Origin of the sequence: Paenibacillus sp. PSB04 (genome assembly GCF_025809195.1) — a bacterium.
Taxonomy (GTDB): Bacteria; Bacillota; Bacilli; order Paenibacillales; family Paenibacillaceae; genus Paenibacillus_AQ; species Paenibacillus_AQ favisporus.
The window spans coordinates 3,865,214-3,877,701 of the sequence record NZ_CP081301.1; the positions used below are offsets into that span (position 1 = coordinate 3,865,214).

Here is a 12,488-nt window from a genome sequence, read left to right on the forward strand (position 1 = left end):
GACGGATCGGCGGAGCAATATATGAATAGGGAGTGGGCATGTCATGTTAGTATCGGATCTAACGCTTGAGCAAAAAATCGGGCAAATGTTCATCTGCGGGTTCCACGCGCAGGAGCCGGATGAGCAAATCCGCCGTCTGATCGAAGAGTACCATGTAGGCGGCGTCATCTATTTCCGCCGGAACATCGGCGAGCCGGAACAGGTGGCCGCGATGTCTTCCTCCCTGCAGGAGCTGGCTGCGAAGCAGGGGAACCTGCCGCTGTGGATCGCCATCGACCAGGAAGGCGGCATGGTGGCCCGCATCGACCATCGCAGGGTGAGCCGCATTCCGGGAAACATGTCACTTGGGGCGACGGGAAACCCGGATTTTACCTACCGGGTGTCCGCTATAAGTGCCCAGGAGCTGCATGCGCTTGGGATCAACATGAACTTCGCGCCTGTGCTTGACGTGAACAACAACCCGCGGAATCCGGTTATCGGCGTCCGATCGTTCGGCGAAGATCCGGAGCAGGTGGCTGAGCACGGCTCGGCGGCCATTCGGGCGTACCAGGAGCACGGCGTATCGGCGGCAGCGAAGCATTTTCCGGGGCATGGCGATACCAGCGTCGACAGCCATCTGGGGCTGGCATCGGTAGAGCACGGCATGGAGCGGCTGCGCGAGGTGGAGCTGAAGCCGTTCGTCCGGGCGATTCGGGACGGGGTGGACGTCATTATGACGGCACATGTCGTCTTCCCGGCCATCGAGAAGGAGGCGGTTCCGGCGACGCTGTCCAAAGCGGTGCTCACCGGCTTGCTCCGCGACCAGCTCGGTTACGAGGGCGTCATCGTGACCGACTGCCTGGAAATGCACGCGATTGCCAAGCATTTTGGCGTGGGCGAAGGCGCGGTGCTTGCCGTGGAAGCAGGAGCGGACATCGTCTTGGTCAGCCATACGCTTCAGGATCAAATCGAAGCGGTTGAAGCGGTCACGGCGGCTGTGCGCAGCGGAAGAATTCCGGAGAGCGTTATTGACGCTGCGGTGAGCCGGGTTCTGAAACTGAAGGAGAAGCGGCTGCAGCCTTCGGGTACCCAGGAAAGCGCGCCAGCCTTCCTTGAACGGCACGAAAAGCCGGAAACCGAGCGGCTGCTGAGGGAAGTGGCAGCGGGCAGCATTACGCTCGTCAAAGACGATGGTCAGCTGCCGCTTCAGGAAGACGAGCCGGTCCTTGTCGTGTGGCCGGAGCTCCGCTCGGAAACACAGGTGGATGAGCCATGGACGGAAGCGAAGACCCTCGGGCAGGCGCTGTCGGAATACATACAGGACGTAAATGAGCTGACGATCAGCGCGGAGCCGGACCTGCACGAGGTTGAACAGGTGCTGGCCGCCGCCAAAGGATATCGTCAGGTCGTCGTCGCTACATACACGGCCGGCAGCGAGCTTCCTGCAGGTCAGCGCAAGCTCGTCGAAGGGCTGATCGCGCTTCAGCCGCAGCGGCTCGTGGTGGCCTCCACACGCAACCCGTACGATCTGGCAGCGGTACCGGCCTCGCCGGCATACCTGTGCTGCTACGAAAATACGCCTTATTTTATGGAAGGGCTGGCTTCCATTCTAACGGGGCATGCTAAGGCCGGAGGGACGCTGCCGGTTAGCCTTGGCAGTCAAACCACGGCGTCCTAGTGAACGGGATAATCCGCAAGAAAAAGGCATGCGGTATAGATTTACCAAAGGTTGGATGCCCATTTGGGATATCCTTCCTTTTTTCTTTTGGAGATCTGTAAAATCGAGAGCAACTTTTCAGGGAATGAAGCGTCTAATACTATGTCTTTTCAATGATATCAGAAAAAAATAAGCTTGATGGATCTGATGTCGGGGGGAACTAGCGTCAGCCTCTTTTTTTTGTATGGGGTCAGGAGGCTCGTTAGAACAGAACGTGATTTAAAAATGGGAGCAGAAGGAGTCTGGAGATGAATTTCAAGAAATTGACCATGATTGCAGTGTTAGCTGCATCACAAACCGCTCTGGTCTTGCCGGCCGGCGCGGAAACCGCGGTACAGGTCCAGCAAAATGCGGGGACGGTCCAAGGTGTAGACAATGCAGCGGCAAGCGCAGTCACCAATAACATCACGAGCAGCACGACCAATACTGGCAATTCCAGCAATTCGGGCGCTGCAAGCACGAACGGAACAACAGGAACTGCAGGCACGTCCAGCACGACAGGTACAACCGGAAATGCAGGGGGAACGAACGGCACGACGGGAATGGAAAGCGGTACAAGCACCACTACGACAACTTCCGGCCAAGACTCCACAGGCTCGGGAACCGCAGGAACGACCGGAAACACAAGTAACACCGGGCAAGGCGCTGTGCAGAACGGCGGCACGACAGACGGAACAAGCACTTCCGGTCAAACCGACGGCAGCACCGGGAACACGAATGACGGTGGCCAAGCGGCGGACGGCCAAAATACCGGCACGCAAGGAAACGAAGGACAGTCCGAAGGTACGGCAGGCGGCACCACAACAACCACCGATCCGCAGGGAATTACGGCGACGGGAAGCACGACAACCGGTCAGGCCGGCCAGCTGATCCTCATGATGAACAGCAACAAAATGTACCAAGACGGCAAACTGTACTTGGCCGGCCAGCCGATGGCCGTCAAGAACGGCGTATCTTATGTGGCGATCCGCGCCATGGTGGAGCGCGTCGGTCTGAAGCTGACGTACGACGCCAAGACGAAAGAAACGATTATTATTAAAGATAACAACGAGCTCCGGTTCAAAACGAACAGCAGCAGCTACCGCGTCAACGGAGTGGCGAAACCGATGAAGGGCCCTGCGTATCAGTACAAAAATACGTTTATGGTTCCGCTCACGTCGATCACGCAGGCACTTGGCATTCCTTACACGGTCGACCAGCCCGGAAAGCGCGTCATTCTGAACCTGTCGACGAAGCCGGTAGCCACATTCAGCGTTGGTCCAACTGAAATTTTTGCAGGTGAGACGACGGTGAACTACATTTCCCAAGCGACCTCTCCAAGCGGACTGCCAATTATTGACGAGCGCTGGGAAGGGAAAGAGGACATTTTCCAAGAACCCGGACTGCATACAGTGACCCACTATGTTCAGGATTCCAGCGGACAGTGGAGTGATCCGTACAGCATCACGGTGAACGTGCTCAAGCCGAACGAGCCGCCGGTGGCTAGTTTTACAACCGACAAAGAACAATACAAAATGGGTGAATTGATCACCATTACCGACCAGAGTACGGATGATGAAGACGCGATCGTCAGCCGCGAATGGCTGAACGACCGCAAGGCGTTCTTCCAGCCTGGACCGCAGACAATCCGGCTCAAAGTAACGGACAAACACGGCGCGATAAGCGAGTTCCAGAAGACCGTCGTCATTACGAACGAAACGTTGTACACCGAAGACGAGTTCAACAAGCTCTTTACGCCGGTGGGAGACAAATTTACGTTCAACGGCGGATCAGTGCCTAGCTGGAAAACGGCGACCTTTACGACAACTTCCGATCCAGCCACGCTGATCCGCAGCAACAGTCCGGAGACGGTATATTCCGAAGGCCTCCTGTATCAGGAAACGGCGCTCGGAAGCACCCGGTTTATGCTCCACCATGTCAATGCTACGAATAAAAACATGCAGGTTTACGTCATCGCCACCAACACGATGCTGGACATGAGCAGCACGATCAACATCCAGAACTTCGGCATGGGGGGACCTAGCCCGTATGCGACGGGCCACGGCAGAGCATCCGTGATGCGCTACTTTGATTCCATGACGAGCGGTTCGGGCCGTCAGGATATCACCCTCGCCCCTGGCGAGAGCAAGGTCATTATGACGAATATCAACAACATTAAAATGAAACCGGGTGAAGGCATTTCCGTTCTGGCGGACGCATTCAGCAACTATCCGGTAAAATACAGCGTCATTATGCTCGACGCCACGAAGGATCCGCTGCAGTCGCTGCCATTCCTTCCGGCCCTTGACCGCGACGTACACAACCGGGGCACGTATCCGAATTCCGTCGTGAACATGTCGACCGACGAAGTGCTTGGCAGCACCGAGACACGTATCGTTCTCGGCGACAATAACATCGATCCGAACCTGAAGGGACTGGACGGGATCTATGGAACCGAAGCTTCAAATGCAGGCAACTTTGGTGTATTGTACAAAATCAAGCTGAACCACGTCGCTCCGAATACGCTGATTACGCTTAATCCTCGCGGCGGCGTATACAACGGCATTTTTCTGGTGAACGGCCAGCAGGTGCAGGCAGCGAACAACACCCAGGATGTCAACGCCCCGAACGAAACGAGCGTTCTGTACCGTACCGGAAACTATGAGCAAAGCGTAGAAATTTGGTACACGGCGGCGCCGGGCAGCAACCTGCCGATTAACCTGCTCCTGATGCCGATGCCGCAGATGAAGCAGTAAACAAAAGCAGTAACGGATTATGATTATGGAAGACAGCAATTATTCTTTCTTATTCTTATAGGCAATGAAAAGACCCCCATCCACTGCAGCTGCGGTAGATGGGGGTCTTCTATGTCTTTTTTATAATGCATTCGCTGCCGTATTAGTCCTAGGAAGAGCTGCGGCTCTTCCATAACAGGAATATGAAGAACGGCGCACCGACAGCTGATGTAAACACGCCGACCGGAATATCCAGCGGGGTGAACAGGTTGCGGGCGAGGACATCCGCCACGACAACGATGATGGCCCCGCATAGAGCGCTGGCCGGAAGCAGGGAGCCGTAAGACGATCCGATCAGCTTCCGGGCGATGTGGGGGGCGAGGAGGGCGACAAAGCCGATCGCTCCGCCTACGGAGATGCCGGCCCCGGCGAGCCCGACGGCCATGAAGAGCAGGATCGTCCGGTCGCGCTCCACCCGGCTGCCGGCCCCGGCGGCCAAGTCGTCGCCGAGCTGAAGCATGTTGATGCGCCGGGCGAAGATCAGGCTGAGCGCGCCCAGCGCGATGAACCAGGGCAGCATCATGTTGACATGCTTCCAGGAGCTGCCGTATACGCTGCCCAGCAGCCAGTTGAAAGCTTTCTGGGCGACGTCCGTCGGGCCTGTGACGAGCAGCATCGTGGAGATGGCCGAAGCGACCGCCCCGATGCCGACGCCGATCAGGACCAGCATGAGCGGGTTGACGCCCTTTTTCCACGAGAGCACATAAATCAGCAGCGTGGTGAGCGCGGCGCCGACAAAGGCGGCCGGCGGCAGCCAGAAGACGCTGGCCGACGGAATCAGCGTAATGATGGCCGTCGTCGCGACAGAGGCGCCGCTCGTCACGCCCATGACGTCTGGAGAAGCCAGCGGATTCCGGATCAGTCCCTGCGTGATCGCCCCGGACATGGCAAGGCAGGCCCCGACCAATGCGCCGACGATGACCCTGGGAAGCCGGAGCTTCTGCACGACCACAACGTCCAGCTTGTTCCCTTGGCCGAAAATCGCCTGGGTCACCTCCCAGGGATTCACGTATTTGGTGCCGAAGCCGATGCTGATGATGACCGCAAGTAAAAGGACAATGGCTAGAATGCACAGAATGGCAATCTGGCGCTTCGATGTGAGAAAGGAAACCGCATCCCCGCCCATGCGGACGCTGATGGGGCCTTTCGGTCTGGATGAACGGCTCATTGGCGAAGCAACCCCTTTCTCGCAGCGTGGATGAAGAACGGCACTCCGATGATCGCCGTCATGACGCCTATGGGGATCTCCCGGGGCATGGCGATAAAGCGGGACGCAATATCGGCAAGAAGGAGCAGAATGCCGCCCAGCAGAGCGCTATAGGCGACCAGCCAGCGGGTATCCCGTCCGACAAGTGCTCGGGCGATGTGCGGGATAACGAGCCCGACAAACCCGATCGGTCCGGCGACGGCGACCGAGCTGCCTGCCAGCACGACGATAAGCAGTCCCATAGTCAGCTTGAGGAGTACGGTTTTCTGCCCCAGGCTGCGTGCCACGTCCTCACCGAGCATGAGCGTGTTGACGGACGACGCGATAAGAAGGGCGATAATCCAGGCGGCAAGCATGTAAGGCAGAAGGCCCAGCAATATGCTCAGGCTCCGGCCTTCAACGGAACCGGACATCCAGAACAGCACTTCCTCCATGGCCCGGCCGCTAATGATGAGCATGCCGTTGGTCAGCGAGCTGCAGAAGGCGGTAATGGCCGCCCCGGCGAGCGTGATTTTCAGCGGCGTTAAGCCTTGCCTCCCGGCGGAGCCGAGAATAAATACGAACAGGCAGCTGACAGCCGCCCCGAGGAAAGCGATCCAGGTGAAGGAAGCAAGCGAGCTGACGCCGAGCAGGACGAATGAAGCTACGACAAGCAGGGAGGCGCCGGCATTAATGCCGAATATCCCTGCATCCGCAAGCGGATTTTTGGTCAGGGATTGCAGCAGCACGCCGCAAATTCCCAGGCTTCCGCCGACGAAGGCGGCAATCAGCGCGCGCGGCACGCGGACGTCCCGGACGATAATGTGTTCATTGCTTCCATTAAACGAAGTAAAGGCTTCGACAACTTCCCTCCAATTGGTGCTGTGCACGCCAAAGAGGATGCTCGCAGCAACACATAAGAGCAGGAGGACGAGCCCTGCGATCAAACCGGTCCATTTAGCAGATGATCTATGTAACCATTCCGGCTGCACGGCATACCCCTCTTTTCAATCAGGCTGTAAATAAATAGATTGAACTAAAGTTGTGCATTGAACTTCCTGTTATAAGGGCCTGATACGTCCTATATCATTCATTTCTTTAGTTCATTCTATGTAACATATTAAAGTTTAAGTGGAGCGCATAGGCTTGTCAATGAGGCTGATTCTCAATTTCAATATCCGTTTTTTGCACTTCCATACAGGAAGTTTATTGACATTACAGGCGCTATGAATTAGGATTAGGACGATACTGAGAATCATTATCAGGAGATTAGAAGGGGAGAGCTTTTACTTATGAGAAAATGGAACGGCCTTATACTTATGCTGTTGGCTGCTGTGCTGGTACTGTCCGCATGCGGCAAAGACAGCGGCAGCGGCAGCACCGCTTCCGGAAGTACAGGAGAGAGCAGTACGGAAGCGGGAGCTGCGAACGATGCAGACCGCACAATTGAGACGGTTATGGGGCAGGTCAAAGTACCGGCACATCCGAAGAAAATCGTCGTGTTGACCAATGAAGGAACCGAGGCGCTGCTGTCCATGGGCATCAAACCGGTGGGCGCCGTCAAATCTTGGACCGGCGATCCATGGTATCCCCATATTAAGGATCAAATGCAGGGCGTAGAAAATGTAGGCGACGAGGGCCAGCCGAACGTGGAAGCGATCGCTGCGCTCGAACCGGACCTCATCCTGGGCACGAAAATGCGCCAGGAGAAAATTTACGAGCAGCTGTCCGCCATCGCTCCAACCGTATTTTCCGAAACGCTCCGCGGTGAGTGGAAGGAGAACTTCAAGTTGTGGGCCGACGCGGTCGATGAGAAAGAGAAGGGCGACCAGGTACTGGCCGACTATGATAAGCATGTGGCTGACGTGAAAGCGAAGATCGGCGACAAATTGAGCACGAAAGTGTCGATGGTCCGGTTTATGCCGGGCAAGGCACGGATTTACTATAACGACACGTTCTCCGGCATCATTTTGAAGGAAGTGGGCCTCGCCCGTCCGGCGGTGCAGGATAATCCCGGGTTCTCCGACGATGTCGGCAAAGAGCGCATTCCGGACATGAACGGCGACATTCTGTTCTACTTTACCTATGAAACCGGCGACGGCGAAGGCAGCAAGATGGAGAAGGAATGGACCGAAGACAAACTTTGGAAAAACCTTGAGGTGGTCAAGAAAGGCAACGCGCACCGCGTGGACGACGCCATCTGGAACACCGCGGGCGGGGTCCTTGCCGCCAATCTGATGCTAGACCAGCTGGCATCCTATTTTAAATAAAATCTAAGCGCACAGGGGGCTCCGTCAGGGGTCCCCTGCTTCATTGACGGAGGCCCGGATTTGAGGCATTATTAATAGTAGACAAATGTTGTAAACAAGAGTGGCTTACGGCTTTAAGCATAGAATGGGAGGATGAGCGTATGCTTTCGACGGAGAAGATTATTGACGCCATGTCCGAGCAGGGACTGCGCATAACCGACCAGCGCAAGACGCTCGCCAAATTATTTGGTGAACATTCGGGTTATTTGTCAGCCAAGGATGTCTATGAGTTTATGGGCAAAAAATACAGCGGACTCAGTTTCGATACCGTATACCGCAATCTGCGGGTCATGCAGGAGCTTGGCGTTCTCGAACAGATCGTGTTTGAGGACGGGGTCAAATTCAAAGCCAGCTGCAGCGAAGACCACCACCATCATCACATGATCTGCCTGCAATGCGAGAAGACGTATCCGATCAGCTTCTGCCCGGTGTCGATGGCGGATACGCCCGACGAATTTCAGGTCGTGAAGCATAAATTTGAAGTATTCGGATATTGTAAAGACTGCCGGCAGCCTGCGGATGCGGGGCTGAGTGTCAATCCGCTGTCCGGGCACACCGGGGAGCATTAATGCTATGGGCGTATCCCGAAGAATCGTCCAAGGCCCCATCGTCATTTACCGCAAATACATTTCGCCGTTAAAACCGCCGACCTGCCGTTTCTACCCGACATGCTCGGCGTACGCAATGGAAGCGATCGAGGTGCACGGGGCCGCCAAAGGATCGTGGCTCGCCATGAAACGGATCGCCAAGTGCCATCCATTTCATCCGGGCGGCGTGGATCTGGTTCCCCCGCGGAAGGAGAAGGGGGGCGCAGGCGCCCCTCATCCTTCCGAAGGCGAGGGACACCTGACTTGACACACGGCATCCGGGTTCAGTATATTATGGAATATATGACATTTCCGAGGAACGGATGAGTACGAGAACAGTAGCTTATTGCAGAGAGCCGGGGCAGCTGAGAGCCGGTATAAGCGAAGTCTCCGAAGATGGTCCGGGAGGAACCGCTTTCGAGCAGCATCCTGAATTAGAGGATGCGTAAGGGAGCGGCGTGATCCAGCGATAATGGACAGTGCGCGGCTGAGACATGCCGGTACTGATGGAGCCTGCCGCCTGCGAGGGCGCAGGGAATTTGGGTGGTAACACGTGAGGAATCTCTCGTCCCATTAGGGGCGGGAGTTTTTTGTATCCTCGGGGCCCCCGCATAGTACCTGAACAGGGTATCGCAGCAAAAGCCCCACTTCGTGGGGTTATTTTGTGTTCACACAGAAGATACAGGAACGCCGATTTTGGAAAGGAAGATGAACGATGGCTGACAAGAAAACATTTTATTTGACGACGCCGATCTATTATCCCAGCGACAAGCTGCATATCGGGCATGCATACACGACCGTGGCCGGCGACGCGATGGTTCGTTACAAGAAGCTGCGCGGCTACGATGTGCGCTATTTGACGGGAACCGACGAGCATGGTCAGAAGATTGAACGCAAGGCTGCTGAAGCGGGCAAAACGCCGCAGCAGTTCGTCGACGATATCGTGGCGGGGATCAAGGAGCTGTGGAAGAAGCTCGACATCTCCAACGATGACTTTATCCGGACGACGGAACCGCGCCATACGAAGGTCGTTCAAGAAGTGTTCGAACGCTTGCTGGCGCAGGGCGATATTTACAAGGGCGAGTATGAAGGCTGGTACTGTACGCCGGATGAATCGTTTTTCCTGGAACGGCAGCTCGTAGACGGCAAATGTCCGGACTGCGGCCGGCCGGTGGAACGCGTGAAGGAAGAGAGCTATTTCTTCCGGATGAGCAAATATGTAGACCGGCTCCTCCAATACTATGAGGACCATCCGGACTTTATTCAGCCGGTGTCCCGCAAGAACGAAATGGTCAACAACTTCATCAAGCCGGGACTGGAAGACCTGGCGGTGTCCCGTACGACCTACGAATGGGGCGTCAAGGTGAAGAGCGATCCGAAGCACGTCGTATACGTCTGGATTGACGCGCTGCTGAACTATATCACCGCGCTGGGTTACGGCTCGGAAGATACGAGCCTGTTCGATAAGTACTGGCCGGCTGACGTTCATCTCATGAGCAAGGAAATCGTCCGCTTCCATACGATCTACTGGCCGATCATCCTGATGGCGCTGGACCTGCCGCTGCCGAAGAAAGTGTTTGCACACGGCTGGCTGCTGATGAAGGACGGCAAGATGTCCAAATCGAAAGGCAACGTCGTCGATCCGGTCACGCTCATCGACCGTTACGGTCTGGACGCCCTTCGCTATTACCTGCTGCGTGAGGTTCCGTTCGGCGCGGACGGCACGTTTACGCCGGAGAGCTTCGTGGAGCGCGTCAACTCCGATCTGGCCAATGACCTCGGCAACCTCCTGAACCGCACCGTGGCGATGGTGGACAAATATTTCGAGGGCCGGGTTCCTGGGTACCGCTCCGGCGTGACTCCGTTTGACGCGTCGCTCGAGGAAGCGGCCAAGGATGTTTACGGAAAAGTTGAAGAAGCGATGGAAAATATGGAGTTCTCCGTTGCGCTGACGGCCATCGGCCAGTTTATCAGCCGCAGCAACAAATATATCGACGAAACGCAGCCTTGGGCGCTGGCAAAAGATGAGTCCAAACGCGAAGAGCTGGCGTCTGTCATGACCCATCTGGTCGAAAGCCTGCGGATCGGCTCGATCCTGCTGCAGCCGTTCCTGACCCAGGCTCCGCTGAAGATTTGGGAGCAGCTGGGCATTCAGCAAGGCGAGCTGACCGAATGGGACAGCGGCAAGACGTTCGGCTTGATTCCGGAAGGAACGCAGCTGGTGAAGGGCAACCCGATCTTCCCGCGCCTGGACGCGGAAGAAGAGGTGGCATACATCAAGCAGGCAATGACCGGATCCGAAGCTCCCGCGAAGGAAGCGGAAGCCGGCAACTCTGCCGAAGCGGCTGCGCCGCAGGAAGCGCCTGAGCTGAAGGAAGAAATCGGCATTGAAGATTTTGCCAAGGTCGAACTGCGCGTAGCTCAAGTTATCGCCTGCGAGCCTGTCAAGAAAGCCGACAAGCTGCTCAAGCTGCAGCTGGATCTCGGCTTCGAGCAGCGGCAGGTCGTTTCGGGCATCGCGAAGTTCTATACGCCGGAAGAGCTGGTCGGACGCAAGGTCATCTGCGTCACCAACCTGAAGCCGGTGAAGCTGCGCGGCGAGCTGTCACAGGGCATGATTCTGGCAGCATCCCAAGGCGATCAGCTGACGCTGGCGACGGTGCCGGACAGCATGCCGAACGGAGCGGTCGTGAAGTAGGAGCACGAAGTATAGTATAGTGCGCACCTATAAGTAAGTATGGTCGATAGGAAGACGGAATCCCGTTAGCAGCGGGTTTCCGTCTTTTTGTCGTCCAGGTATATCGATCTCTTGGGAGAGACGCCAAGCTCCAAAGAACTCCACGGCAGGTATCGTTCGCTTTCCTCTGTTAATTTTGCACCCAAGGTTGACAAATAAAATAAGCCCATTCATAATCTTATTAGTAAAAGTTACGATTAGTGGGAGCGTACATCTGTGAATATGAGAAATGTGATCAAGCGGATTCTGGCGCCTTCGTTTCTTCTGATGGCCATGCTGGTTTTTGCCGGCTGCGATAACTCAGGGAACGCACAGCTGGATCCGGATAAAGTGAATGTCATGACGACGTTCTATCCGATTTATGAGTTTGCCAAGGAAATCGGCGGCGAGGACGCCAACGTCATCAATCTACTGCCGGCAGGCGTCGAACCGCATGATTGGACGCCGCGGAGCCAGGATATTGTGAACACGTCCAAGTCGCAATTGTTTTTATATAACGGGGCCGGACTCGAAGGCTGGGTACCGAATTTTCTGAAAGGGCTGAACCGGGACTCCAAGGTGAAAGCCGTTGAGGTCAGCCAGGGCATCCAGCTGATCGAAGGCGAAGAGGACGGCGGGCATGATCTCGAAGGAGAGGGCATGGGGACCGGGCACAAGCATCACATCGACCCCCACACGTGGGTCAGCCCGAAATCGGCCATCATTATGGCCGAGAACATCAAGAACAGCTATGTGGAGGCCGATCCACAGCATGCACAGGCTTACGAAGCGCGGTACGCAGAGCTTAGCCGGAAACTGCAGGAGCTTGACCGCAAGTTCGAGACGGAGCTGGCGCAGGTTCCGCATCACAAAATCGTCGTATCCCATCAGGCCTTCGGCTACTTGTGCCGCGATTACGGCTTGGAGCAGCATCCCATCATGGGCTTGTCGCCGGATGCCGAGCCCCGGGCCCGCGATTTGGTGGAGCTGTCGAACCTGGTGAAGTCGGAAGGAATCAAATATATCTTTTTCGAAGAGCTGGTCTCCGACCGGCTGGCCAAAACGCTGGCTTCCGAGACCGGAGCGACCGTGTCCGTCCTGAATCCCCTCGAGGGACTGACACAGGAGGAGCAGGAGAAGGGCGACGACTATTTTACCTTGATGGACAAAAATTTGCATAATCTCATTCTCGCATTACAATAAAATGAAGCAGCTAACAG

The 12,488-nt window shown here is 56.1% G+C and carries 9 protein-coding genes; 7 read left to right on the top strand and 2 right to left on the bottom strand.

Annotated features, from left to right (window positions below; genetic code table 11):
• Positions 1-43: 43 nt before the first annotated feature.
• Positions 44-1,657, top strand: coding sequence for a beta-N-acetylhexosaminidase (nagZ, locus tag K2F33_RS17825; protein ID WP_263878175.1), 1,614 nt, complete (start codon positions 44-46; stop codon positions 1,655-1,657).
• 287 nt (positions 1,658-1,944) lie between these two features.
• Positions 1,945-4,431 carry a copper amine oxidase N-terminal domain-containing protein gene (locus K2F33_RS17830; protein ID WP_076169988.1) on the top strand — a complete coding sequence of 829 codons (2,487 nt, stop codon included), beginning with the start codon at positions 1,945-1,947 and terminating at the stop codon, positions 4,429-4,431.
• Positions 4,432-4,579: 148 nt separating this feature from the next.
• Here the strand turns inward: K2F33_RS17830 and K2F33_RS17835 are convergent, their stop codons facing one another.
• Positions 4,580-5,638: a FecCD family ABC transporter permease gene (locus K2F33_RS17835; RefSeq protein WP_076169989.1), complete on the bottom strand. Its 1,059-nt coding sequence runs from the start codon at positions 5,636-5,638 to the stop codon at positions 4,580-4,582.
• Positions 5,635-6,648, bottom strand: coding sequence for a FecCD family ABC transporter permease (locus K2F33_RS17840; protein WP_116229627.1), 1,014 nt, complete (start codon positions 6,646-6,648; stop codon positions 5,635-5,637). The genes K2F33_RS17835 and K2F33_RS17840 overlap by 4 nt, the downstream gene beginning before the upstream one ends.
• Before the next feature lie 300 nt (positions 6,649-6,948).
• On the opposite strand from K2F33_RS17840, the gene K2F33_RS17845 reads away from it, so the two are divergent.
• The 5 genes from K2F33_RS17845 (at position 6,949) to K2F33_RS17865 (ending at position 12,471) form a co-directional block, all read left to right on the top strand.
• Positions 6,949-7,926: an ABC transporter substrate-binding protein gene (locus K2F33_RS17845; protein ID WP_263878176.1), complete on the top strand. Its 978-nt coding sequence runs from the start codon at positions 6,949-6,951 to the stop codon at positions 7,924-7,926.
• A gap of 140 nt (positions 7,927-8,066) precedes the next feature.
• Positions 8,067-8,534 (top strand): Fur family transcriptional regulator, encoded by a 468-nt coding sequence (locus K2F33_RS17850; RefSeq protein ID WP_076169992.1) that lies wholly within the window; start codon positions 8,067-8,069, stop codon positions 8,532-8,534.
• A 4-nt stretch (positions 8,535-8,538) separates the two neighbouring features.
• Positions 8,539-8,820 carry a membrane protein insertion efficiency factor YidD gene (gene yidD, locus K2F33_RS17855; protein WP_145131892.1) on the top strand — a complete coding sequence of 94 codons (282 nt, stop codon included), beginning with the start codon at positions 8,539-8,541 and terminating at the stop codon, positions 8,818-8,820.
• 447 nt (positions 8,821-9,267) lie between these two features.
• The gene (gene metG, locus K2F33_RS17860; protein ID WP_076169994.1) at positions 9,268-11,250 is read left to right on the top strand and encodes a methionine--tRNA ligase; all 1,983 of its coding nucleotides are present in this window, start codon (positions 9,268-9,270) and stop codon (positions 11,248-11,250) included.
• Positions 11,251-11,511: 261 nt separating this feature from the next.
• Positions 11,512-12,471, top strand: coding sequence for a metal ABC transporter substrate-binding protein (locus K2F33_RS17865; RefSeq protein ID WP_076170168.1), 960 nt, complete (start codon positions 11,512-11,514; stop codon positions 12,469-12,471).
• Positions 12,472-12,488 lie beyond the last annotated feature (17 nt).

Bases quoted from the DNA above. Each gene is read 5' to 3' on its own strand.
- nagZ (WP_263878175.1), top strand. From the start codon at position 44: ATGTTAGTATCGGATCTAACGCTTGAGCAAAAAATCGGGCAAATGTTC.
- K2F33_RS17830 (WP_076169988.1), top strand. From the start codon at position 1,945: ATGAATTTCAAGAAATTGACCATGATTGCAGTGTTAGCTGCATCACAA.
- K2F33_RS17835 (WP_076169989.1), bottom strand. From the start codon at position 5,638: ATGAGCCGTTCATCCAGACCGAAAGGCCCCATCAGCGTCCGCATGGGC.
- K2F33_RS17845 (WP_263878176.1), top strand. From the start codon at position 6,949: ATGAGAAAATGGAACGGCCTTATACTTATGCTGTTGGCTGCTGTGCTG.
- K2F33_RS17850 (WP_076169992.1), top strand. From the start codon at position 8,067: ATGCTTTCGACGGAGAAGATTATTGACGCCATGTCCGAGCAGGGACTG.
- yidD (WP_145131892.1), top strand. From the start codon at position 8,539: ATGGGCGTATCCCGAAGAATCGTCCAAGGCCCCATCGTCATTTACCGC.
- metG (WP_076169994.1), top strand. From the start codon at position 9,268: ATGGCTGACAAGAAAACATTTTATTTGACGACGCCGATCTATTATCCC.
- K2F33_RS17865 (WP_076170168.1), top strand. From the start codon at position 11,512: ATGAGAAATGTGATCAAGCGGATTCTGGCGCCTTCGTTTCTTCTGATG.